Origin of the sequence: Rhodanobacter sp. Root561, from assembly GCF_001427365.1 — a bacterium.
Lineage (GTDB): Bacteria > Pseudomonadota > Gammaproteobacteria > Xanthomonadales > Rhodanobacteraceae > Rhodanobacter.
In genome coordinates, this window is the sequence record NZ_LMGH01000011.1 from 222,550 (window position 1) to 244,410 (window position 21,861).

Genomic DNA, 21,861 nt, shown 5'->3' on the forward strand with positions numbered 1-21,861 from the left:
TGCCCTCGTCGTTCCGTTCGGAGGTCGCCATGAAACAACTCTTGTTCGTTTTCGCCTTGAGTGCGCCGTGCGTTTCGATGGCTGCGGGTGTTCCGGCACAGACGCCCCCGGCGCAATCCGGGGCTGTCGCCAAGCCGGCCAAGTCGCCCAGCCACCGGCCCTTGATCGACGTGAAGTTCGTGCTGGTACGAGCTCCGCCGGAAGAGAACGACGCTCCGCAGCTTGATTTCGGCAACGACAAACCCGCCATCGTGCCCTTGCCGTCGTCAGGCTGGGACACCGTACCTCTAGGTGCGGATCGCACCAATCCCAATGCTTACTGGTGCCGCAACTGGGGGTGCCGCTCGCATTGAATGATGGGTGTGGCAGCCGACGCCAGCAGTCGTTGCGGTCGTTTACGATAGCCGCAGGATGGATCATGTACAGGGTCATGGCGGCGGATGACGGGTAGCGTGAAAGCGGCCGTCGGCTTGTTCGCGTTGATCGGCTAAAATCTGTCGTTCCGCGCCTTCCGAAGATATCCATGACCGTACGCACCCGCTTCGCCCCCAGCCCCACCGGTTTCCTGCACATCGGCGGTGCGCGCACTGCGCTGTATTGCTGGCTCGAATCGCGCCGTCGCGGCGGTGAATTCATCCTGCGCATCGAGGATACTGATCGCGAGCGGTCCACCGACGAGGCGGTTCAGGCGATTCTCGACGCCATGCACTGGCTGGATCTGGACGCCGACGAGGGCCCGTTCTACCAGACCCGGCGGCTGCAGCGTTACAAGGAAGTTGCCGACCAACTGCTCGCTGCCGGCCACGCCTACTACGCCTACGAGAGCAAGGCCGAGATCGAGGCAATGCGCGAGGCCGCGATGGCGGCGGGCGAGAAGCCCCGCTACAACGGTCACTACCGCGACCACAACGAGCCCGGCTTTCATGAGGCCCGTCGAGAAGATCCCAACCGGGTGATCCGCTTCCGCAATCCGCACGAGGGTTCGGTGGTGTTCGAGGACAAGGTGAAGGGCCGCATCGAGTGGGCCAACACCGAGCTGGACGATCTGGTGATCTTCCGCTCCGACGGCTGGCCGACTTACAACTTCGCCGTGGTGGTCGACGACATCGACATGGGCATCACCGAGGTGATCCGCGGCGACGACCACGTCAACAACACGCCCCGCCAGATCAACATCTACAAGGCGCTGGGCGCGCCGGTGCCGGAGTTCGCGCACCTGCCGATGATCCTGGACAAGGAAGGCAAGAAGCTGTCCAAGCGCACAAGCGCGGTCAGCGTGATGGACTATCGCGCCGACGGCTTCCTGCCGCACGCGATCCTCAACTACCTGGTGCGGCTGGGCTGGTCGCATGGCGACCAGGAAATCTTCTCGCGCGAGGAGATGATCGCGCTGTTCGACATCGGCGACTGCAACAAGGCCGCCTCGCGTTTCGACACCGAGAAACTGGCCTGGCTCAACCAGCATTATCTGAAGACCGACCAGCCGCAGTCGCTGGCAACCGAGTTCGAATGGCACCTGCAGCGCGCCGGCATCGATTTCAGCCAGGGTCCCGCGCCGGTCGACGTTATCGTGGCCTTGCGCGATCGGGTGCACACGCTGAAGGAGATGACAGAGCGCGCGGCGATCTGGTATGGCCCGATCACCGAGTGGGACGACAAGGCCGTCGCCAAGCACCTGAAGAACGACAGCGCGCCGGCCGTGCTGGAAGCGGCGAAGTCGCTGCTGGCCGAATGCGAATGGCAGCCCGGGCCGATCCATCAGGTGATCGAGCAGGTGGCGGCGCAGCTGGAACTGGGCATGGGCAAGATCGCCCAGCCGTTGCGGGTGGCGATCACCGGCACCCAGGTGTCGCCGTCGATCGATCAGACCTTGTACTTGGCCGGTCGCGCCGAAGCACTCAAGCGAATCGACGCCGCCATCGCGATGGCCCGCGGCTGATGCGACTTCCGTCGATGGCGCACTGAGCGCGGCATGGACGAATGGCTGGCCAGGGCCACCCAGGGCGTCGATCCCGACGCACCGGGCGCGTTCTGGCACGTCTTCTTCAACCTGTTGAATATGCTGCCGTGGGCAGCCATGTTCTGGTGGAACCTGTTGTTTGTCGCGGTGGGAGCTTTGCTGGGCTGGTGGCGCGGGCGATTGCTGGAAAGCATCGTCTGGGCCTGGGTGCTGGGGCCGATCGGCTGGATCGTGATCCTGCGCAAGCCCCGCCGGCTGCCACCGGCGAAGCCACCACCGCTGCCACAGGGCCGCCGTCCGGTACCGCGCAGGTAGCGGTGTATGATCCCCACGAGGTGACATCTTGAGCCACGACGCCGCCAGCAACCCGCATCCGCACCACGCGCATCACCACGATGATGCGAAGGGTTTTGTGCGCGCCGTGGAGCATGCCAGCGAAGAACGCGGCCTGCGCCTCACCCCGCTGCGCAAGGAAGTGCTGGAGCTGATCGCCGCCGCGCACAAGCCGGTGAAGGCCTACGACCTGCTCGACCAGTTGCGCGAGAAGCACGGCAATGCGGCGCCGCCCACCGTCTATCGCGCGCTCGACTTCCTGCTCGAGAACGGCTTCATCCACAAGCTGGAATCGATCAATGCCTTCGTTTCCTGCCATCACCCGGCCGAGGCGCACCAGGTACCGTTCCTGATCTGCGACATCTGCTCCAGCGCCCAGGAAGTCTGCGACGAGCGCGTGGCCGAACTGATCGAAGCACAGGCGAAGGCGCTGGGTTTCCGGCCGCAGGCGCAGACCCTGGAAGTGCACGGCACCTGCCGGAACTGCCGCAAGGGCTGAGGTGGGTCCACGGGGCTGGCGGGCCGTAGTGTTATAAAGTAACATGTTGCCACCGGACATGGAGTCGCCCCGTCGGGCGGCGCCGGGTCAATCGATGAATCCCGAGCAGTCGAACAAATCCCGCTGGTGGCACCTGGCTGATCGCGTTGGCGCGATGGCATCGTTCCTGTGCGCGATCCACTGTGCGCTGCTGCCGTTCGTGCTGGCCCTGCTGCCGCTGATCGGCATGGAATTCCTGGCCGACCATCGCTTCGAACGCATCTTCGTGTTGTGCGCCTGCGTGCTGGCATCGCTGGTGCTGGTGCGCGGCTATCGCAGGCACCGGCGCCGCCTGCCGCTGCGCCTGGCCGTGCCGGGACTGTCGCTGCTGCTGCTCGGCATCGCCTTCATCGACCTGGGCTCGCCGATCCTGCACAGCGTGCTGGTGACTTGCGGCGGCATGCTGCTGGCGGCGGCGCACTTCGTCAACCTGCGGCTGGACAGCCATCGTGATGGCGTCCACGTGCACGGTCCGCAGTGCGCGCATTGAGCCGCGGTGATTGTGTAACGGCCATGCCGATTCCTAGCATGCCCGCATGAATACGCCGCACCATCACCACCAGCCTCACGGCTGCGAACATGCCACGGGGCAGGCGCATGACGGCGCCCACGAGCACGTGGCGGGTGGAAGCAGCCGCAAACTGCTGCTGGCGCTGGTTCTGACCGGCATCATGATGATCGTCGAGGTGATCGGCGGCCTGTGGTCCGGTTCGCTGGCCCTGCTGGCCGATGCGGCACACATGATGGTCGACACGCTGGCCCTGTTGCTGGCCGTGGTCGGTGCGTGGATGGCCACCCGCCCGGCCGATGCCAGGCGCAGCTACGGTTATGGCCGGATGGAAGTGCTGGCGGGTTTCGTCAATGCGCTGAGCCAGTTCGTGCTGGTGGCGTGGATCGCGTGGGAGGCGGTGATGCGCCTGCGCCATCCGGGCCTGATCCTTTCCGGCGTGATGCTGGCGGTCGCCGTCGCCGGTCTGCTGGTCAATGCGCTGGTGCTGCGCACCCTGCACGGGCATGCGCATGACGACGTCAACCTCGCCGGCGCCAGCCTGCATGTGCTTGGCGACCTGCTCGGTTCGCTGGCGGCGGTGCTGGCGGCGCTGGCGATCCGCTGGTTCGGCTGGCTGTGGGCCGATCCGCTGCTGTCGCTGCTGGTCTCGCTGCTGATCCTGAACAGTGCGTGGCGCTTGCTGCGGAAGTCCGCGCACATCCTGCTGGAAGGCGTGCCCGACGGCCTGGACACGACCGAGATGGAAAGCTCGTTGCGCACGGCGGCGCCGGGCATCCGCGACATCCATCACCTGCACGTGTGGCAGCTTGCCTCGGGGTCACGCATGGCGACCGTGCATGCCGAACTGGACGAGCAGGCGGACGGCGCCCTGGTGCTGCAGTCGATCAAGCGCCTGCTGCTGGAGCGTTTCGAGGTCCGCCACGTGACCGTGCAGATCGATCCCGGGGCGTGTCCCGACCCGTCCGGGGACTGTGCGGGACATGCTCGTCGCTGACTATCCCGCCATGCCGGGACGCTGCTATGATGGCAGGCCGTTCATCCAATAAATCAAGGAGTTCCCATGGGTAAGGGCGATCGCAAGACCCGTCGCGGCAAGACCTACCGCGGCAGCTACGGCAATACCCGTGCACACGGCGCGCTGCCGGCCGTGGTCGGTGCCAAGCCGACCGTGACCAAGCCGGCTGCGGCCAAGAAGGCGGCGCCGAAGAAGAAGTCGGCCTGAGCCAGCTTCGCCCGGCATTGCTGCAAGAAAACCCCCGCCTTGGCGGGGGTTTTTGCTTTTGGGGAATCGGGAGTCGGTGTGAGACCGGCCGCTGGCTGAACCGCCAGGGCAGGGGTTCGACGAGGGTTTGCTGCATGGCCGCCTGCCATGTATGATGCGCTCCACTGTGTTAACGCGTTAGTACATTATGAAGCGTCGATCGCTCGATCCCGAATCCCCGCCAGGCTCCGCCGAGCAGAGTCTCTGCGAGGCCTTGCTGTCCCTGCGCAACAGCGAGGAGATGGGCGCCTTTCTCAGCGACCTGTGCACGCCTGCGGAACTTGAAGTGCTGGTCGATCGCTGGCGGGTAGTGCCGTACCTGCTCGAAGGCGTGCCTTACCGCGAGATCCACGAGCGCACCGCGGTCAGCATCACCACCATTGGCCGGGTCGCGCGCTACCTCACCCAGGGCAGCGGCGGCTATCTGGCCGCGGCGGCCCGGGCGGCAAGGAAACAGGCTCAGGCGGCAAGGAAGAAGGCATGAAGCCGCGCGATCGCCTGCGCATCGCGATGCAGAAATCCGGCCGGCTGACCGAACCGGCGCTGGACCTGCTGACCCGTTGCGGACTGACCTTCCGGCAAAGCCGCGACAAGCTGTTCTGCTTCGGCGAAGGCGAGCCGGTGGATCTGCTGCTGGTGCGGGATGACGATATCCCGGGGCTGATCGCCCAGGGCGTGTGCGACCTGGGCATCGTCGGGCGCAACGTGCTGGGCGAGTTCCAGCTCACCGCCGGGCGTGACGGCGAGCCGCTCGACGAATTGCGGCCGCTCGGTTTCGGCCGCTGCCGCCTGTCGATCGCGGTACCCCAGGACATGGCTTACGGGGAGCCGAAGGATCTGGCCGGCACCCGCATCGCCACCTCGTACCCCGGCCTGCTCGGCGAATGGCTGCGCAGCCGCGGCATCGATGCGGGCGTGGTGACCCTGGCCGGTTCGGTCGAGATCGCTCCCAAGCTGGGCACCGCCGACGCGATCTGCGACCTGGTGCAGAGCGGCGGCACCCTGGTGGCGAACCAGTTGCGCGAAACCGACGTGTTGCTGGAAAGCGAAGCGGTGCTGGCCGGCCCGCTGACCCTGCCGGTGGACGAACGCGGCGACATGCTGGAGCTGCTGCTGAAGCGGATGGACGGCGTGATCCAGGTGCGCGAATCGCGCCTGTTGCTGCTGCAGACCTCGCGCCACACGCTGGACGCGGTGACCCGCCTGTTGCCCGGTGGCCCGCAGCCGACCCTGCTACCGGTGGCGGGCCAGCCCGACCAGCTGATGCTGCAGGCGCTGTGCGCCGGCGAGGTGAGCTGGCGGCAGCTGGAGGAGATCAAGAAGGCCGGCGCGCGCGAGATGTTCGTGTTGCCGGTGGAGAAAATGCTGGCATGAAGAGCAGATTCGCATGAAGCGTCTGGACTGGAACGCACTGGATGAAGTCGCCCGTCGCGAGGCGCTCGCGCGACCGGCGCAGTCGCGGGCGGAGGCCTTGCGTCACGGCGTCGGGCAGATCATCGCTGCCGTGCGCGCGCGTGGCGATGCCGCGTTGCGCGAGTTCAGCGCGCAATACGATCGCTGCGCGCTGGAAGCGATCGCCGTGGACGAGGCTGAGTTCGCCGTCGCCGAGGCCGTGCTCGATCCCGCGTTGAAGGCGGCGATACGCGAGGCGGCCGAACGCATCGAGCTGTTCCATCGCGCCAGCGCACTCCAGCCGGTGGCCGTCGATACCGCGCCGGGCGTGCGGGTGGAACGGATGCTGCGCCCGATCGGCCGGGTCGGCCTGTACGTGCCGGCCGGTAGCGCGCCGTTGCCGTCGACCGCGCTGATGCTGGGCGTGCCGGCGCAGATCGCTGGCTGTCGCGAGGTGGTGTTGTGCTCGCCGGCACGCGCCGACGGCCGTTGCGACGAGGCGGTGCTGTACGCGGCCCGGCTCACCGGCGTGCACAAGGTATTCAAGCTCGGTGGCGCCCAGGCGATCGCCGCGATGGCCTACGGTACCGACAGCGTGCCCCGATGCGACAAGCTGTTCGGGCCGGGCAATGCGTGGGTGACCGAGGCGAAGTTGCAGGTGTCGATCGATCCCGACGGTGCGGCGATCGACATGCCGGCCGGTCCGTCCGAGGTGCTGGTGATTGCCGACGCGGCGGCCAACCCGGCGTTCGTCGCCGCCGACCTGTTGTCGCAGGCCGAGCACGGGCCGGATTCGCAGGTGATCCTGCTCAGCCCGTCGGCCGATCTGCTGGCCAGGGCGGCGGCGGAAGTCGAGCGGCAATGCGCCGACTTGCCGCGCGCCGACATTGCGCGACAGGCGCTGGCGCAGAGCCGGCTGGTCCTGGTCGAATCGCTGGTGCAGGCGGTCGAGGTCAGCAACCGCTACGCACCCGAACACCTGATCCTGCAGGTCGCCGAGCCGCGCGAACTGCTCGAAGGCGTCGACAGCGCCGGCTCGATCTTCCTCGGCCAGTGGACGCCCGAGTCCGTCGGCGACTACTGCAGCGGCAGCAACCACGTGCTGCCCACGTACGGCCACGCGCGCAGCTACAGCGGCGTGTCGGTGGCCAGTTTCCAGAAGCAGATCAGCGTGCAGGAAGTGTCTGCCGACGGCCTGCGCCAGATCGGCCCGTGCACCGCGACGCTGGCGGCGGCCGAGCAACTGGAGGCGCACCGCCGCGCCGTGACCCTGCGACTGGAGGCCTTGGCATGAGCGTGCTCGAGCTGGCCCGGCCGGAGATCCGCGCGATGCAGCCGTATTCCTCGGCGCGCATGGAGGCCAGCGGCGGACAGGTTTTCCTCAACGCGAATGAATCGGCCTGGCCGCCGCCGGGCGACGATGGCCTGGGCTGCAATCGCTACCCGGAACCGCAGCCGGCGGCGCTGGTCGCGACCCTGGCCGCCCTGTACGGCGTGCGCCACGAGCAACTGCTGGTCGGCCGGGGCAGCGACGAAGCCATCGACCTGCTGATTCGCGGGTTCTGCCGTGCAGGCGAGGACGCGATCCTGATCCAGCCGCCCACTTTCGGCATGTACGGTGTCTGCGCCCGCATCCAGAACGCGGCAGTGATCGAGGTGGCGCTGGCGGATGACTTCACGCTGGACGTGGATGCGGTGCTCGCTGCCGTCACACCCGCGGTGAAGCTGATTTTCGTCTGCACGCCGAACAATCCCAGTGGCCAGTGCGTGCCACGCGAGGATGTCGAGCGTCTGCTGCAGCAGCTCGACGGGCGCGCCTTGCTGGTGGTGGACGAGGCGTACATCGAATTTGCCTTCGAGCGCAGCGTGGCCGATCTCATCGATCGTTACGAAGGCCTCGCCGTGCTGCGCACCTTGTCCAAGGCCTGGGCGCTGGCCGGTGCACGCATCGGCTGCCTGCTGGCCAATCCCGAAGTGATCGCGCTGCTGCGCCGGATCATGCCGCCATACCCGCTGCCGCTGCCGTGCGTGGCTGCCGCGATGGCGGCGCTTTCCGAAGCGGGGCAGGCGCAGGCGCGCGAACACCTGGCCGTGCTGCGCAACGAACACGAACGGGTGCGCGGCACGCTGGCCGCGCTGCCCTGCGTGCGCGGCGTGCTGCCGTCACAGGCGAACTTCCTCGCCGTGCGCTTCGACGACGCCGGCGCGATCTACCAGCGCCTGCTGGCCGCCGGTGTGGTGGTGCGCGACGTGCGGCGCTATCCGAAGCTGGGTGACGCCTTGCGCATCACCATCGGCACGCCGGCCGAGAACGACCGGATGCTCGCCGTCCTGGAGGGTGCGGCGACGCAAGGCCGGGATCTTTCCGGGGGAGCGGCATGAAGCAGACAAAGTTCCTCTTCGTCGACCGTGACGGCTGCCTGATCGAGGAGCCAGCCGACGAGCAGATCGACAGCTACGCGAAGCTGGCCTTGCTGCCGGGCGTGATCGCCGCGTTGCAGCGTTTCGTGGCCGCCGGCTACGAATTGGTGATGGTCACCAACCAGGATGGTCTGGGCACCGACAGTTTCCCCGAAGCCGATTTCAACGGGCCGCATGACTTGCTGCTGGGCATCCTCGCCTCGCAAGGCATCCGCTTCCGCGAGGTGCTGATCGACCGCAGTTTCCCGCACGAAGGCCTGGACACGCGCAAGCCCGGCATCGGCCTGGCCCGGCATTACCTGGCCGATGACAGCTGGAGCCGGGCCGCCTCGGCGATGGTTGGCGATCGCGAGACCGACCTGCAGTTCGCCGCCAATCTCGGCGTGCGCGGTTGTCGCGTGGGGCCGCTCGGAGTGAGCTGGGAAGCGCTGGCCCACGAACTGCTCGACGCGCCGCGTACCGCCACGGTGGTGCGCAACACGAAGGAAACCCGCATCACGGTCAGCGTGGATCTCGATCGCGTGGCCGAACCGAAGGCACATACCGGCCTGGGCTTCTTCGACCACATGCTGGAACAGATCGGCAAGCACGGCGGCTTCGCGCTGGAGCTGGCCTGCGCTGGCGACACCCACATTGACGAACACCACACCATTGAGGACTGCGCACTGGCGCTGGGCCAGACGCTGAAGCAGGCGCTGGGCGACAAGCGCGGCATCGGCCGTTACGGCTTCACCCTGCCGATGGACGAAGCGCAAGCCAGCGCGGCGCTGGATCTGTCCGGCCGTCCCTATTTCGTGTTTGAAGGCAGTTTCCCCCGCGAGCGCGTGGGCGAGGTGCCGACCGAGCTGGTGCCGCATTTCTTCCGCTCGCTGTGCGAAACGCTGGGCGCAAACCTGCACCTGAGCGTGCGCGGCGACAACGCGCATCACATGGTCGAGGCCTGCTTCAAGGTGGTGGCGCGCAGCTTGCGCCAGGCGCTGCGCCGCGAAGGCAGCGAGCTGCCCAGCACCAAGGGTGCGCTGTAATGAGCGTGGTGCTGGTCGACGCGGGCGGCACCAATATCGGTTCGGTGCGCTATGCGTTGCAGCGGCTCGGCGTGGACGCCGCGCTGACTTCCGACGCGGCGACGATCCGCTCCGCCGACAAGGTGATCCTGCCCGGCGTCGGCGCGGCTGGCCCCGGCATGGCGCGGTTGCGCGAGCTGGGCCTGGTCGAGGTTTTGCGCGGGTTGACCCAGCCGGTGCTCGGCGTGTGCCTGGGCATGCAGTTGCTGTGCGCGCATTCGGAGGAGGGCGATACCGCATGCCTCGGGGTGATTCCCGCGCCGGTTCGACGCTTCGTCGAAGCGCCCGGCCTGCGCGTGCCGCACATGGGCTGGAACGCGTTGTCGATCCGGCGGAAACATCCGCTGCTGGCCGGGCTCGACGACGGCGAGCAGGCCTACTTCGTGCACAGCTACGCCGTGCCGACGGGGGAATGGACGCTGGCCGACAGTGATTACGGCGAGCCGTTCTCCGCAGTGATCGCCCGCGACAATTTCCACGGCATGCAATTCCACCCCGAGCGCTCCGCCGCCGTCGGCGCGAAGCTCCTGCAGAATTTCCTCGACCTATGAGTTTCGACATCATTCCCGCCATCGACCTGCGCGGCGGCCAGGTGGTGCGCCTGAAGCAGGGCGACTATGCGCAGCAGACGACTTACGCGGCCGATCCGCGCGAGCTGGCAAAGCGCTACGCGCAGGCCGGCGCAGCATGGCTGCACCTGGTCGACCTGGACGGCGCGCGCTCGGGCCGGCTCGACAATCTCGCGGTGATCGCGTCGATCGCTGCCGACGGCATGGCGATCCAGGCCGGCGGCGGCGCGCGCGAGGAAGCCGATCTGCAGCGACTGTTCGATGCCGGCGTGCAGCGCGTGGTGCTGGGCAGCGTGGCGATCCGCGATCCCGAACGCGTCGCCGGATGGCTGGCCAAATACGGCACGGAACGCCTGACCCTCGCGCTGGACACGCGCCATGTCGACGGACGCTGGGCGCTGCCCAGCGCGGGCTGGACCGAAGTCGAGGCGCGTACGCTGGACGAACTGGCGCCGTGGTATGCCGCCCGCGGTGCGCGCCACCTGCTGTGCACCGACATCGACCGCGACGGCATGCTGGCCGGTTTCAATCTCGATCTCTATCGCCATCTTGCCGAGTCCGTTCCGTCGCTGGCGGTGCAGGCTTCCGGCGGCGTGCGTTCGCTGGACGACATCCGCGCGGCGCGCGAAGCCGGCGCATGTGGCGTGATTCTCGGCCGCGCGCTGCTGGAAGGACGCTTCACGGTCGAGGAAGCACTCGCATGCTGAGTCGCCGCATCATCCCCTGCCTCGACGTGCGCGATGGCCAGGTGGTCAAGGGCGTGCGCTTCCGCGATCACGTGGTGATGGGTGAGATCGTGGATCTCGCGCTGCGCTATCGCGACGAAGGCGCCGACGAACTGGTGTTCTACGACATCACCGCCAGCCCCGAAGGGCGCAGCGTGGATCGCGGCTGGGTCGAGAAGGTTGCCCGCGTGATCGACATTCCGTTCTGCGTCGCCGGCGGCATCCGCTCGGTCGACGAGGCCCGCGCCGTGCTGCACGCGGGCGCCGACAAGATCTCGGTGAACTCGCCCGCGCTGGAACGCCCCGCGCTGATCGACGAACTGGCTGCCGCGTTCGGCGTGCAGTGTGTGGTGGTCGGCATCGACTCGTTGCGCGACGCCGATGGTGAATGGCGCGTGCGCCAGTACACCGGCGACCCCACGAAAACCCAGGCGCTGGCACGCCGCACGCTGGACTGGATGGTCGAGGCACAGCAGCGCGGTGCGGGCGAGATCGTGCTGAACTGCATGGGCAGCGACGGCGTGCGCGCGGGTTACGACCTCGAACAACTCTCCGTCGCCCGGGCAATCTGCCACGTGCCGCTGATCGCCTCCGGTGGCGCCGGCGCGCCGGAACATTTTCGCGATGCCTTCGTTGATGCCGACGTCGACGGCGCGCTGGCCGCCAGCGTGTTCCACTCCGGCGCCATCGCGATCCCCGCACTCAAGCACTACCTGCACGAATGTGGCGTAGTGGTGCGCCTGTGAGGAAGCAATGATGAGCGATAATACCGATACCAGCCGCCTCGACTGGGCCAAGGGCGATGGCCTGCTGCCGGCGATCGTGCAGCACTGGTTCACCGGCGAAGTGCTGATGCTGGGCTACATGACGGCCGCGGCGCTGGCCGAAACGCAGCGCAGCGGCCACGTCACCTTCCACAGCCGCAGCAAGCAGCGGCTGTGGACCAAGGGCGAAAGCTCGGGTCACGTGCTCGTGCTGAAATCCATCCGCATCGACTGCGACGCCGACACCTTGCTGATCCAGGCCGACCCACGCGGCCCCACCTGCCACACCGGCACCTCCAGCTGCTTCGGCGACAGCGCCGACGTGCGCCCGCCGCTGGGCTTTCTCGCCGAACTCGATGCATTGGTGGCGCAGAGGCACGCCGAGCGCCCCGAAGGCAGCTACACCACCAGGCTATTCGACGGCGGCATTCGCCGCATCGCGCAGAAGGTGGGCGAGGAGGGTGTCGAGACGGCGCTGGCCGCCGTGGCGCAGGGAGATGACGAGTTGCTGGGCGAAGCTGCGGACCTGGTGTTTCATCTCACCGTGGCGTTGCGGGCCCGCGGGTTATCACTGGCGGATATGGCGGACGTGCTTGCCAGGCGGCATCGGCAATCAACGTGATGCTGCGCCGGCCTCCCGGCTGGGTCGATATCGCTGCTGCAATCACCATGCACTCATGACTCGTTGAGTCCATGGATATCCGCAATGATGTCCTGCTTTCACGGTGGCAGGGCGTAGCGAGCATCGACAGGTTTCGTCGATCCGGTAGGATCATGACAGGGCGGCGACGCTGGCGGCCAGGGTCGGCTTGGCACGGTGCACCTCCAGTTCGATGCTGCAGAGGTCTAACGCCCGTATGCTGGTGGTCACGAAGTCGATGAATGCCCGGATCCGCTTGGGCAACTGCTGCCGGCTCAGGTAGCACAGGTAGTGCCCGCGGTCGTCAGGTGCGAGGTGTGCCAGACAGGCCACCAGTGTGCCGTCGCGCAGCGCTTCGCTCGCCTGGTATGCCGGCAGTTGGGCCAAGCCCTGGCCATCAAGCACCGCCCGCATGGCAAGTGACGAGTCATTGACAACGATGGCCCCGTTCGGCGTGATGCTGCGCTGCTGGCCGTCGATCTTGAAATCCCAGCTCTGCAGGCGGCCATTGGCAAGACGCTGGTTGATGCATGAGTGGGAGGCCACCTCATCGATCGAATGCGGCAAACCATGCTGGCGTGCGTACTTGGGCGACGCGCAGACATGTAGTTGCATCGGGATCAGTTGCTTGGCGATGATCTGGCTGTCGTCCAGACGGCCGTTACGGAAGGCGACATCGAAGCCGTCGCTCGCCAGGTCCACCATGCCATCTTCGAGCAGCAACTCAAGCGTCACTGCGGGGTAACGTGTGCGAAATTCGGCCATCAGCGGCGCGACAACCTTGCGGCCAAATCCGTGGGGAGCGCTGATCTTCAACCGTCCGCGCGGAGGGCCATCGCGCAGATCGCGCATCTCTTCGAGTGCCTGCAGGATTCGATCGACCCCGGGACGGCAGTTACGGTAGAACAGCTCGCCTTCGCGAGTGATCGATGTGGCGCGCGTGGTACGGCAGAACAGGCGGGTGCCGATCTGGCCCTCGAGCTTCTGCACGCTACGGCTCACCGCCGATCGGCCAATCCCCAGCCTGTCGGCAGCACGGGAAAAACTGCCTTCGTTGGCTACGGTGAGGAAGGCGATCACGCCGGCATAGCTGGCCGTAAGGCTGGATGCCAGGAGATCCTGGTGGTCGGATTCGGACAGCCACGGTGGCGACGGGATATTGGGCATGGCAAGACTCATTCTGGTCCGTGCGGTTGTGTCAGGCTGGCAGCAATGTCCCTTCTGCGATATCCCATGTCAGGTCAGTCGTCGGCCCCTCGATCCGGGGTGTGGGTCTTGATGTGGATGACTCGACGGCCGTAGCGCCGGGCATCGATCGAGAACGCGCCGGGGCCGATCAGCGCGATCGCCGCACAGCAGCCGACATGCCCGGCAAGGAGCAGTTGCTGAGTTGGACCGACCGCGGTCAGAACGACGGCAACACCCGAGCCGAGAAGCAGGGCGGCCCATGGTGTTGCCAGCCCGAGCAACAGGAGCAGGGCCACCAACGCGGCGGCCAGGTAAAGGATGCTGGTGTCGAGAAGGCCAATTGGCAGCATTGCCGCGATACCAAAAGCGACAAAGGCATAACCCGTGCGTACCAGCAGCAAGGCCAGCCCGGCGGCACCATCAGGGTAACGGCATGCGTAATTGCTCATGCCGCGAAGATATCGCCATATCGGTTGTTCGCGAGGCCCCTGTCGAGGGAGGTGTGATCCCCCCGATCGAGGGTAGGATATCCGTCGCCCATCAGGTGGATGGCAAGGCTGGCTCGCCGGGCGAGGCCGGGGATCGATCGAAGCGATGTGGCTATTCAAAACCTTTTTGTTCGCAGTCTTGGCCACGCTACCCCTGATGACGGCTGCGGAAGAGCCTCGCTCCCTTGCGCACTATTCTCACCAGCGCTGGATCGAGGGAAGCGAGGCGCCGGTACCCGTGCAGGCCATGGCGCAGGGAAGGGACGGCTTCCTTTGGCTTGCAACGGGCGAAGGGCTGTTCCGCTTCGACGGGATCCGCTTCGAACGGATCGAAGCGGAAGGCAGTGACCGGAAGAACGACCTGCCAAGCGCGCTGCTGGTGACGAAAAGCGGCGACGTCTGGACCAATTTCGAAACCTCGTACCGTTTCGGAGTCTATCGACTGGGCACGCTTCACATCCTGGATGGCCCACCTGCCCCGAGCCGGATCGTCGAGATGGTGGAAGGGTTAGATGGCTCGGTATGGGCGCTGACAGCGAATTTCAATGCGGAAGTGCTCCGTTACCGCGACGGGCGATGGAGAACGTTCAACGCGGCCGATGGTCTTCCGCTGAGCAATTCCGCGAACATGCTGGTGGCGGTCGATGGCGCGATCTGGATCGCATGCAGCGATGCAGTCGCGCGACTGGCACCGGGCGCCGAGCGGTTCGAGATCTATCGCCGGACGTCCCCAGCCATGCTGTCGCAGGACCCGGATGGGCGGATCTGGCTCACGGAGGGTGGCAAGAGTTATCCCATTACCGGACCGGGCGGGCAGGGCGCACCGGTATCGTTGCGCGCACCCTATCGCACTGGCGACGGAGATACCCGGGGAGCGCCGCTGTTCGACCGGGAAGGAAATCTCTGGATCGCGACCCGCCATAACGGCGTGCGGCGCTTCGCGGTGCCGGCAGCTACGCCCGGCGGTGGCGGCAATGAGCCCGAATCCTTCACCAGCCGGGACGGCTTGTCCTCGGATGTGACGAACCAGATTCTGGAGGACCGGGAGGGAAATGTATGGGTGGGAACCGAAGGTGGCCTCGACAAGTTCCGCCCCGCCACCCTGGTCGCCGAGCCGTCGCTCGGGTCTCCCGCGGTCTTTGGCGACAAACTGCTTGCTGCGTCCGATGGCAGCGTCTACATCGGCCAGGCGCGCACCGTCTATCGCGTCAAGCCCGGCGGAGTGCCCGAGCCGATCCTGCGCCATGTCGTGGAGCCCGAGAGTCTTTGCGAGGCCCCGGGCGGGGCGATCTGGATTGGTTTTTCGAAGCAGATCGTGGTGTGGGCCGACGGCGCTGTCCGCAAGACGATCGAACGCCCTGATCGGGACGCCAGTCACAACGTCATCTACGATTGTGCCTTTGATGGGAGCGGCGACTTCTGGATCTCCGCGGCCGGGGGAGGCGTGCACCGATACAGCAACGGCACATGGGAGGCAGTGCTGGCGCCAGGCGATCGTGCCGACTTCTATCCGACCTCCATGGTCCGAACGCCACAGGGAGGCGTCGTTGTCCAGACCGGAGACAGGCTGGTCTGGATCGATCATTCCGGCCGACACTTCACGCATCTCGACTTCGGGCTGGGCCCGATCAAGGTCCTCACGCTCTGCTCGAATGCAGACGATGTCCGTGCCGCCGGCGCCTTCGGACTGTCGCGGTTCCGCGCGGGGGAGGTTGAAACGCTCCGGGCGGAGCCGGTGTCGGCGAGGAGCCGCATCAACGGGATGGTGCGAACGGCGGAAGGTGATACCTGGCTCGCCTATCCCAAGTCGCTGGTCCGCTTTCGGTCCGGCGAGCTTGAGCGTGCGTTCCGCGACGGGAAATTCCCGACGCCGCAGCTGTCGCTCGGCTTTGGCGACGGTCTGAGAAGCCGCCCGCATTCGCATTCTCAACGTTCCATGGTGCGCGGCGGCGATGGGCGCCTGTGGGTCGCGACGGAGACGGGGACGCTGTGGATGGACCCCGCTCACATTGTCCGCAACGAGCTGCCTCCGGGGGTTGCGATCAAGTCGATCACCGTCGATGGGCACATGCACCGGGATCCCGGAGGGCTGGAATTGCCTGCGGCGGCGGCCAATGTCCAGCTGGATTTCGCAGCGCTGAGCTTCGCCGATCCTGGCCGTGTCAGTGTGCGGTACAAGCTTGAGGGTTTTGACCAGGACTGGGTCGACCCCGATGCGCGACGGCAGGCGTTCTATACCAACCTGCCGCCCGGCAAATACACGTTCCGCGTCATCGCCGCCAACAACAACGGCGTCTGGAACAGGGCTGGCGCATCGCTGGACTTCGAGATACCGCCCACCTTCATCCAGTCGACGTGGTTTCTGTTGTTCTGCTCCGTGCTGGCAGTCTTCGTACTATGGGTCCTGTATCGGCTGCGAGTGGCCCAGATCAGCCGCCGTATCCATGGCACGCTGAATGAGCGGGTCAAGGAGCGCGAGCGCATTGCACGCGAGCTGCATGACACTCTGCTGCAGGGCGTCCAGGGATTGATGCTTCGTTTTCAGGCAACTGCGGACCGGATTGCCGGTGACGAAAAATCGCGGGTGCAACTCGAGATGGCGCTGGCGGCGGCCGACGACGTCGTGGTCGATGCCAGAAACCGCGTGCGGGACCTGCGTGGCGCGGAAGACCCGAGTGACCTATGCATGCTGATCGAGCAGCTTGTCGCTGACGTACCGTTCGATCCGCCCATCCCCGTTCGCATCGTGGTCGAAGGAAAGCCGCGGCTGCTGCATCCACTGGTCGCTGCGGAAATCAAGAGAATAGTGCGCGAGGCGCTTCTCAACATCGCCAATCACGCTGGTGCCTCGTCTGCCGAAGTCGCGATTGGCTTCGAGCGCAGACACCTGGCCATACGCACACGGGATGACGGCATCGGCATCTCCCCCGAGGTACTGGCGCTCGGACACCGCGACGGGCACTTCGGCATGATCGGCATGCGCGAACGCGCCGAGAAGATCGGGGGAGTCATGACGATCAGCAGCAGACGCGGCATGGGCTCCGAGATCACGCTCACCCTCCCGGCAAGACTGGCTTTCGTGAGGCGCAGGCCACACCATCTGGTCTGGCTGCCGTGGCCAAGGCGAAGGAACCCGATCGATGAGTGACCAGAAGATCCGAATTCTCGTTGTCGATGACCATCCCGTCCTGCGGGACGGGGTGGCAGCCATCCTGGAGAACCAGCTCGACATGGAGTTGGCGGGTGAGGCGCGCAACGGGGAGGAGGCGGTCGAGCGTTTTCGCGCGCTGCGCCCGGACGTGACGCTGATGGATCTGCAGATGCCTGGAATGAATGGCGTTGACGCGATCGCCGCGATCCGGGCCGAATGTCCTGGCGCCAGAATCATTGTGCTGACCACCTACAGCGGTGACGCGCAGGCAGTGCGCGCATTGAAGGCGGGTGCGGTCGGGTATCTGCTCAAGAACAGCCTGCGGGTCGAACTGATGGATGCAATTCGTGACGTCCATCGCGGCCAGCGCCGGGTGCAGCGCGACATTGCCGACGAGATTGCGCTGCATGTGGTCGACGAAGCGCTTACCGAACGTGAAACCTCAATCCTGCGGCTGGTGGCGATCGGAAAGGCGAACAAACAGGTGGCGTCGGAGCTTGGCTTGTCCGAAGAGACGATCAAGGGGCACCTGAAGAACATCTTCTCCAAGCTTGATGTCGCGGATCGTACGCATGCGGTCACGGTGGCGGCGCGACGGGGCATCATCGAGCTGTGAACTTCGGCCGCAATAGTCGGGGCATGATCCACCTGTGGCGTGTGAACAGCGTGGTGCTGGAGTACGCCGGGTCAGTCTGCGACCGCGCGCATCACCGTACGACGCGAGGGGATGTCGGCGCAGGGATGGGTGATCCGGCTGCTTCCAGCGCGTGCAGGAAACCTCTCTGCCATTTGCCCGTGTCGTTCTCCCGCAATCGATTGATCAACACATGCCAGCGTTCCACGCGTTCACCGAGCGGCATGTCCGATGCAGTGGCGATGGCATCGGCGACGTCGTCCAGGTCCAGCGGGTTGACGATCAGTGACTCCTTCATTTCGCAGGCGGCTCCTGCAAAGGCCGATAGCACAAGTACCCCGGGATTCTTCCCGTCCTGAGCGGCGACAAATTCCTTCGCCACCAGGTTCATGCCATCACGCAGTGGCGTCACCAGGGCAACGCGTGCCATGCGGTAGAAGCCGGCCAAGGTGTCGTGGGTGAAGTTGCGATTGACGTAACGCAAAGGCGTCCAGTCGGGTTCCGCATGGCTGCCGTTGAGGTGGCCCGCAATCTGTTCCAGCTGGCTGCGCAGTGTCTGGTATTCGGTCACTTCGCAACGCGAGAGGGGAGCAATCTGTAGAAAGGTCAGCTTGCCCTTCCGCGTGGGGTGGCGTTCCAGGTAGCGCTGGAAGCTCTGGAAGCGCTCAGGCAATCCCTTGGAGTAGTCCAGGCGGTCAACGCCGATGGCCAGTTGCCGCGGCATCACGCTCTTGCCGAGGGCGCGTACGACGGGTTTGCGGGTGGCCTCGGCGGCTTGATGGGCGATCAGCTCGGTATCGATGCCGATTGGAAAGGCACCAATGCGAAAGCCGTGGCCATCGGCGGCCCGCAATTCGGTGGGGCCAGCTTCTGCGCACCCGCCAAACAGTAGTGCATAGGTCCGGAAGCGCTCGACATCACCCTGGGTCTGGAAGCCCACCAGATCGCACGCGTGGAGAAGGCAGATCAGCCGGCGGTGATCCGGCAAGGCCTGGACCAGGTCAGCCGACGGCATCGGTACGTGCAAAAAGAAGCCGATCCTGCAGCCGATGCCCAACTCGCGGAGCATCGATGCCAGCGGAATCAGGTGGTAGTCGTGGATCCACAACGTGTCGTTGTCGCGCAGCAACGGTGCCAGCTTCCCGGCGAACATCCGGTTCACGCGCAAATAGCCGTCGCGGCTTTTCCGATCGCAATCGACCAGGTCGACACGTGAGTGCAGCAACGGCCACAGCGTGCGATTGGAAAAGCCGTTGTAATAATCGTCATGATCGCACTGGGAAAGGTTCGTGGTCACGAAGCGGATGTTCCCGGTGCGCTGATGATGGAGTTCACCGTTTGGCTCCGACGTGATCTTTCCGCTCCAGCCGAACCACACGCCACCTCGTGCATGCAGCGCAGCGAGCAGACAGATGGCCATTCCGCCGGCGCGATTCTCGCCGGGAAGGGCCACCCGATTGGAAACCACGACCAGACGGCTCATGAGGTTCTCGCTCGCGTGCAGAGAGGTGGTGGGTACATGGCAGCCCGCCGCGAGCGCGGGTCAGGCCGATTCCCTAAGCGACAAGGCCTGTTCCGGCGATGCTTGTTGACTGGCGATCGACAACTTCAGTGCGAAGTCGGTCCTGTTGCCGATGGCACGGAACGGTTCGCTCAGAAGCTGGCCAGGATCCACCGTCTCCACGCTGGTGTCCTTCAGGAGCCGCCGATAAAGGCCTTGCGGCGTCCAGGCCCAGTACGACCTGCCGAGCAGAAAGGCCATCAGCACCGCGCAGTTCGACCATCCGCGCAGCTGCGTGCCCCGGCCCGGAATTGCCTCCCGTACCTTGAGGACATGACCGGTTGCGCCCCAGCGCAGGAACCTGCCCGCTTCCTCGAACGTGAGGACGTTGACCATCAGGCGGGTCCACCATGGCTCAACCAGCAACCAGCTGTTGTCGTCGAGTTTGCGGATGGCGAACACGTGCTTGTGCTTCTTGTGGGCGAAACGGTGCCACCACTGCGGATACAGGCCCGGGACAAAGCAGATCAGCCATTCGGCTGCCGGCAAAGTGACCGGGGAGCCGTTCTCATCGATATCGATGTTGGGCTGGTTGATCGCATCGGTCACATCGTCGGGATCACGAACGTCGAAAGCTGCGAATGTCGGCCTCAGCGTCATCGCTTTCAAACTGTTGAGCAGGGCGAACATGTTTGGCTCCTTTTTCGATTCCGTAACAGGGCCATTCGACGGACCGGGTGCAGCCCTGTTGAGATCACTTTAGGATTGCGGCCGCGGCGTCGGAAGCCATGGACGTGTGTTCGCCGTGTTCCATGCGCGGAACCAATACCCAAGACGTGCATCGTGGCGAAGCTTCGTCATGACTGCGGGAAGATGGCGCAGGGCCGATTGACGGACCGCGACAGGGTGCGGAACAATCCGGGCGATCCTCTTCGATGCGCCCTTCATGTCGCGATGAGTTGCCCGATCTCCTGCGCGACAAAGTCCGTGAGTAGCCTGACCCTGGAAGGCGTGAGCTTGCCGAAGGCGTGCAGTGACAGCAGCGGCAGCGAGGTCAGGCGCTGATTGCGCATGAGCTGGATCAGGTCGCCGCGATCGAGATCCGCCTGCACTGTGCACGTCATCAAATGGGCGACGCCCATGCCGCTGAGCGCGGCTGCGCGCAATCCGAAACCCGTGTCCAGGCCGATGCGGCCCCGCGGCGTGATCGTGCTGCCGTCCGCGAACGTGAGCGGCAGTGTCCTGCCGGCAAGCAGGTAGCGGACAAATGGCAGTTCGCGCAGTTCCCGGATGGAGCGTGGCATGCCTGTCTTCCGCAGCAATGCCGGAGCTGCCACCAGCGACATCTCCAGCCGGGCGAGCGTCCGCATCTTCAGCTCGCTCTCCACGGTGGTGCCCACGCGGAACACCACGTCGTACCCCTCGCCGATCACGTCGACGTGGCGATCCGACAGCGCCAGGTCCAGTTCCAGCTGCGGATGCAGCGCCATGAACTTCGTGGTGATCGGCTCCATCAGCAGACGCCCGAGCTCGCTGGGCATGCTTACGCGCAGGCGACCATGGACGCCACCCCCGGAACGGATCGCATCGGCCGATTCCTCGATGTCGCGTACCGGTGACGCGACGCGATCAAAGAACGCCTGCCCATCCGGAGTGAGGCCAAGTGTGCGCGTCGATCGACGGAACAGCTGCGCGCCGAGTTCGGCTTCCAGCCGCCGGATCGCCTTCGAGATCGCCGACGGCGTGGTGCCCGTGTTGCGCGCCGCCGCACTGAAGGAGCCGGCTTCCACCGCCCGCACGAACGCGACGAGGCCGGCCGACTGATTGAGCAGGCTGGACACTATGGCCTCCGTGGCACAGCTGATGTGCCGGATGCGGGACTGGTTGGTGGCGAGGACCGCCGCGTATCTTGCCCACCATCAACTACACGGGACACGAGATGAATCGTCTGCAAGGCAAGACCGCCCTGATCACGGGTGGCAACAGCGGGATCGGCTTGGCGACGGCGGAACGGTTCGCCGCCGAAGGCGCACGGGTGATCGTGACCGCACGGCGGCAAAGTGTCCTCGACGCAGCAGTCCGGCGCATCGGGCACGGTGCGATCGGCATCCGCGGCGACGTCGCGGACATCGAACACCATGCCGCCTTGGCCGATGAACTCCGCGAGCGTTTCGGCGCACTCGACATCTACGTGGCGAACGCGGGCGTCAACACGATCACGCCCAGTGCGCAGGTGACGCCGGAGGAGTTCGACGCCCAGTTCAACGTCAATGCGCGCGGCGTGTTCTTCGGTGTCCAGCACGTCGCGCCGATCATCCGCGATGGCGGCAGCATGGTGTTGATCAGCTCGCTTGCCGCCACCAGGGCGCTCGATGGTCATGCCGTCTACGCCGGCTCGAAGGCCGCCATCCGGGCGTTTGCGCGCCATTGGGCGCTCGAGTTCAAGGCCAGGAGGATACGCGTCAACGTGCTCAGCCCGGGGCCGGTCGATACATCGATCCTGGAGAAGATGGGCATCCCCGAAGCCGATCGGCCCGGCTTCGTCAAGGCGATGGCCGGGATGATTCCGGCCGGCCGCTTTGGCGAAGCGGACGAGTTGGCACTGGCCGCCCTTTACCTGGCTTCGGACGAAAGCCGCTTCGTCAACGGCATCGAACTGCTGGTCGACGGCGGCATGTCGCTGAACTGATCCCACCCATCCCGAACACAAGGCAGGAAGAA

At 65.7% G+C, this 21,861-nt stretch carries 24 protein-coding genes; 19 read left to right on the forward strand and 5 right to left on the reverse strand.

The features are described 5' to 3' along the window. Positions 1-29 precede the first annotated feature (29 nt). The 16 genes from ASD55_RS18435 (at position 30) to hisIE (ending at position 12,160) form a co-directional block, all read left to right on the forward strand. Positions 30-353, forward strand: a complete 324-nt coding sequence (locus tag ASD55_RS18435; protein ID WP_157598943.1) for a hypothetical protein — start codon at positions 30-32, stop codon at positions 351-353. Positions 354-523: 170 nt separating this feature from the next. Then, entirely contained in the window at positions 524-1,939 is a 1,416-nt protein-coding gene (gene gltX / locus ASD55_RS09840) for a glutamate--tRNA ligase (RefSeq protein WP_056765784.1), read from the forward strand. 33 nt (positions 1,940-1,972) lie between these two features. After that, entirely contained in the window at positions 1,973-2,275 is a 303-nt protein-coding gene (locus ASD55_RS09845) for a hypothetical protein (protein WP_056718736.1), read from the forward strand. 28 nt (positions 2,276-2,303) lie between these two features. Further along, positions 2,304-2,792 carry a transcriptional repressor gene (locus ASD55_RS09850; RefSeq protein WP_056718737.1) on the forward strand — a complete coding sequence of 163 codons (489 nt, stop codon included), beginning with the start codon at positions 2,304-2,306 and terminating at the stop codon, positions 2,790-2,792. 94 nt (positions 2,793-2,886) lie between these two features. Further along, the gene (locus ASD55_RS09855; protein ID WP_056718738.1) at positions 2,887-3,321 is read left to right on the forward strand and encodes a MerC domain-containing protein; all 435 of its coding nucleotides are present in this window, start codon (positions 2,887-2,889) and stop codon (positions 3,319-3,321) included. Between the two features lie 46 nt (positions 3,322-3,367). Continuing rightward, positions 3,368-4,336 carry a cation diffusion facilitator family transporter gene (locus tag ASD55_RS09860; RefSeq protein WP_056718739.1) on the forward strand — a complete coding sequence of 323 codons (969 nt, stop codon included), beginning with the start codon at positions 3,368-3,370 and terminating at the stop codon, positions 4,334-4,336. Positions 4,337-4,402: 66 nt separating this feature from the next. Further along, positions 4,403-4,564, forward strand: coding sequence for a 30S ribosomal protein THX (locus ASD55_RS18090; RefSeq protein ID WP_007805033.1), 162 nt, complete (start codon positions 4,403-4,405; stop codon positions 4,562-4,564). A gap of 187 nt (positions 4,565-4,751) precedes the next feature. Then, positions 4,752-5,087, forward strand: a complete 336-nt coding sequence (locus tag ASD55_RS09865) for a YerC/YecD family TrpR-related protein (RefSeq protein ID WP_056718740.1) — start codon at positions 4,752-4,754, stop codon at positions 5,085-5,087. Then, a complete protein-coding gene (gene hisG, locus ASD55_RS09870; protein WP_056765786.1) occupies positions 5,084-5,977 on the forward strand; it encodes an ATP phosphoribosyltransferase in 894 nt (297 codons plus the stop codon). Before ASD55_RS09865 ends, hisG begins: the two co-directional genes overlap by 4 nt. A gap of 13 nt (positions 5,978-5,990) precedes the next feature. Then, entirely contained in the window at positions 5,991-7,289 is a 1,299-nt protein-coding gene (gene hisD / locus ASD55_RS09875) for a histidinol dehydrogenase (RefSeq protein WP_056765789.1), read from the forward strand. Continuing rightward, positions 7,286-8,377 (forward strand): histidinol-phosphate transaminase, encoded by a 1,092-nt coding sequence (hisC, locus tag ASD55_RS09880; RefSeq protein WP_056718743.1) that lies wholly within the window; start codon positions 7,286-7,288, stop codon positions 8,375-8,377. The genes hisD and hisC overlap by 4 nt, the downstream gene beginning before the upstream one ends. Beyond that, positions 8,374-9,441, forward strand: a complete 1,068-nt coding sequence (hisB, locus tag ASD55_RS09885; protein WP_056765791.1) for a bifunctional histidinol-phosphatase/imidazoleglycerol-phosphate dehydratase HisB — start codon at positions 8,374-8,376, stop codon at positions 9,439-9,441. Before hisC ends, hisB begins: the two co-directional genes overlap by 4 nt. Further along, on the forward strand, positions 9,441-10,031 hold the full coding sequence (hisH, locus tag ASD55_RS09890; protein ID WP_056718745.1) for an imidazole glycerol phosphate synthase subunit HisH: 591 nt from the start codon (positions 9,441-9,443) through the stop codon (positions 10,029-10,031). Before hisB ends, hisH begins: the two co-directional genes overlap by 1 nt. Next, positions 10,028-10,756: a 1-(5-phosphoribosyl)-5-[(5-phosphoribosylamino)methylideneamino]imidazole-4-carboxamide isomerase gene (gene hisA, locus ASD55_RS09895; protein WP_056718746.1), complete on the forward strand. Its 729-nt coding sequence runs from the start codon at positions 10,028-10,030 to the stop codon at positions 10,754-10,756. Before hisH ends, hisA begins: the two co-directional genes overlap by 4 nt. Continuing rightward, positions 10,750-11,520 carry an imidazole glycerol phosphate synthase subunit HisF gene (hisF, locus tag ASD55_RS09900; RefSeq protein WP_056718747.1) on the forward strand — a complete coding sequence of 257 codons (771 nt, stop codon included), beginning with the start codon at positions 10,750-10,752 and terminating at the stop codon, positions 11,518-11,520. The genes hisA and hisF overlap by 7 nt, the downstream gene beginning before the upstream one ends. Positions 11,521-11,530: 10 nt before the next feature. Continuing rightward, entirely contained in the window at positions 11,531-12,160 is a 630-nt protein-coding gene (gene hisIE, locus ASD55_RS09905; protein WP_082542745.1) for a bifunctional phosphoribosyl-AMP cyclohydrolase/phosphoribosyl-ATP diphosphatase HisIE, read from the forward strand. A gap of 150 nt (positions 12,161-12,310) precedes the next feature. Here hisIE and ASD55_RS09910 read toward each other — a convergent pair whose 3' ends face one another. Then, a complete protein-coding gene (locus tag ASD55_RS09910) occupies positions 12,311-13,345 on the reverse strand; it encodes a LysR family transcriptional regulator (protein ID WP_056766064.1) in 1,035 nt (344 codons plus the stop codon). Between the two features lie 74 nt (positions 13,346-13,419). Continuing rightward, positions 13,420-13,815, reverse strand: coding sequence for a hypothetical protein (locus ASD55_RS09915; protein WP_056718749.1), 396 nt, complete (start codon positions 13,813-13,815; stop codon positions 13,420-13,422). A 145-nt stretch (positions 13,816-13,960) separates the two neighbouring features. Between ASD55_RS09915 and ASD55_RS09920 the strand changes: the two genes are divergently transcribed. Together ASD55_RS09920 and ASD55_RS09925 are read left to right on the forward strand one after the other, a co-directional pair. Further along, complete coding sequence (locus ASD55_RS09920) at positions 13,961-17,002, forward strand: sensor histidine kinase (RefSeq protein WP_056718750.1); 3,042 nt, start codon at positions 13,961-13,963, stop codon at positions 17,000-17,002. After that, complete coding sequence (locus ASD55_RS09925) at positions 16,995-17,621, forward strand: response regulator transcription factor (protein WP_056718751.1); 627 nt, start codon at positions 16,995-16,997, stop codon at positions 17,619-17,621. Before ASD55_RS09920 ends, ASD55_RS09925 begins: the two co-directional genes overlap by 8 nt. A 91-nt stretch (positions 17,622-17,712) precedes the next feature. On the opposite strand, the gene ASD55_RS09930 is transcribed toward ASD55_RS09925, so the two are convergent. The 3 genes from ASD55_RS09930 to ASD55_RS09940 form a co-directional block, all read right to left on the reverse strand. Then, positions 17,713-19,122: a trehalose-6-phosphate synthase gene (locus ASD55_RS09930; RefSeq protein ID WP_056765793.1), complete on the reverse strand. Its 1,410-nt coding sequence runs from the start codon at positions 19,120-19,122 to the stop codon at positions 17,713-17,715. Between the two features lie 60 nt (positions 19,123-19,182). Next, complete coding sequence (locus ASD55_RS09935) at positions 19,183-19,830, reverse strand: hypothetical protein (protein ID WP_056765794.1); 648 nt, start codon at positions 19,828-19,830, stop codon at positions 19,183-19,185. A gap of 254 nt (positions 19,831-20,084) precedes the next feature. Continuing rightward, a complete protein-coding gene (locus tag ASD55_RS09940) occupies positions 20,085-20,981 on the reverse strand; it encodes a LysR family transcriptional regulator (protein ID WP_056718754.1) in 897 nt (298 codons plus the stop codon). Positions 20,982-21,079: 98 nt separating this feature from the next. Here ASD55_RS09940 and ASD55_RS09945 point away from each other — a divergent pair, with 98 nt between their 5' ends. Continuing rightward, positions 21,080-21,829: a glucose 1-dehydrogenase gene (locus ASD55_RS09945; RefSeq protein WP_056765796.1), complete on the forward strand. Its 750-nt coding sequence runs from the start codon at positions 21,080-21,082 to the stop codon at positions 21,827-21,829. Positions 21,830-21,861: the final 32 nt, after the last annotated feature.

Excerpts from the sequence above, each read along its gene's own strand:
- hisIE (WP_082542745.1), top strand. The coding sequence starts at position 11,531 with ATGAGCGATAATACCGATACCAGCCGCCTCGACTGGGCCAAGGGCGAT.
- ASD55_RS09910 (WP_056766064.1), bottom strand. The coding sequence starts at position 13,345 with ATGCCCAATATCCCGTCGCCACCGTGGCTGTCCGAATCCGACCACCAG.
- ASD55_RS18435 (WP_157598943.1), top strand. The coding sequence starts at position 30 with ATGAAACAACTCTTGTTCGTTTTCGCCTTGAGTGCGCCGTGCGTTTCG.
- ASD55_RS09845 (WP_056718736.1), top strand. The coding sequence starts at position 1,973 with ATGGACGAATGGCTGGCCAGGGCCACCCAGGGCGTCGATCCCGACGCA.
- hisF (WP_056718747.1), top strand. The coding sequence starts at position 10,750 with ATGCTGAGTCGCCGCATCATCCCCTGCCTCGACGTGCGCGATGGCCAG.
- ASD55_RS09925 (WP_056718751.1), top strand. The coding sequence starts at position 16,995 with ATGAGTGACCAGAAGATCCGAATTCTCGTTGTCGATGACCATCCCGTC.
- ASD55_RS09935 (WP_056765794.1), bottom strand. The coding sequence starts at position 19,830 with ATGTTCGCCCTGCTCAACAGTTTGAAAGCGATGACGCTGAGGCCGACA.
- ASD55_RS09855 (WP_056718738.1), top strand. The coding sequence starts at position 2,887 with ATGAATCCCGAGCAGTCGAACAAATCCCGCTGGTGGCACCTGGCTGAT.
- ASD55_RS09915 (WP_056718749.1), bottom strand. The coding sequence starts at position 13,815 with ATGAGCAATTACGCATGCCGTTACCCTGATGGTGCCGCCGGGCTGGCC.
- hisB (WP_056765791.1), top strand. The coding sequence starts at position 8,374 with ATGAAGCAGACAAAGTTCCTCTTCGTCGACCGTGACGGCTGCCTGATC.
- ASD55_RS09945 (WP_056765796.1), top strand. The coding sequence starts at position 21,080 with ATGAATCGTCTGCAAGGCAAGACCGCCCTGATCACGGGTGGCAACAGC.
- ASD55_RS09865 (WP_056718740.1), top strand. The coding sequence starts at position 4,752 with ATGAAGCGTCGATCGCTCGATCCCGAATCCCCGCCAGGCTCCGCCGAG.
- hisG (WP_056765786.1), top strand. The coding sequence starts at position 5,084 with ATGAAGCCGCGCGATCGCCTGCGCATCGCGATGCAGAAATCCGGCCGG.
- ASD55_RS09920 (WP_056718750.1), top strand. The coding sequence starts at position 13,961 with ATGTGGCTATTCAAAACCTTTTTGTTCGCAGTCTTGGCCACGCTACCC.
- ASD55_RS09860 (WP_056718739.1), top strand. The coding sequence starts at position 3,368 with ATGAATACGCCGCACCATCACCACCAGCCTCACGGCTGCGAACATGCC.
- hisA (WP_056718746.1), top strand. The coding sequence starts at position 10,028 with ATGAGTTTCGACATCATTCCCGCCATCGACCTGCGCGGCGGCCAGGTG.
- ASD55_RS09930 (WP_056765793.1), bottom strand. The coding sequence starts at position 19,122 with ATGAGCCGTCTGGTCGTGGTTTCCAATCGGGTGGCCCTTCCCGGCGAG.
- ASD55_RS18090 (WP_007805033.1), top strand. The coding sequence starts at position 4,403 with ATGGGTAAGGGCGATCGCAAGACCCGTCGCGGCAAGACCTACCGCGGC.
- hisD (WP_056765789.1), top strand. The coding sequence starts at position 5,991 with ATGAAGCGTCTGGACTGGAACGCACTGGATGAAGTCGCCCGTCGCGAG.
- gltX (WP_056765784.1), top strand. The coding sequence starts at position 524 with ATGACCGTACGCACCCGCTTCGCCCCCAGCCCCACCGGTTTCCTGCAC.
- hisH (WP_056718745.1), top strand. The coding sequence starts at position 9,441 with ATGAGCGTGGTGCTGGTCGACGCGGGCGGCACCAATATCGGTTCGGTG.
- hisC (WP_056718743.1), top strand. The coding sequence starts at position 7,286 with ATGAGCGTGCTCGAGCTGGCCCGGCCGGAGATCCGCGCGATGCAGCCG.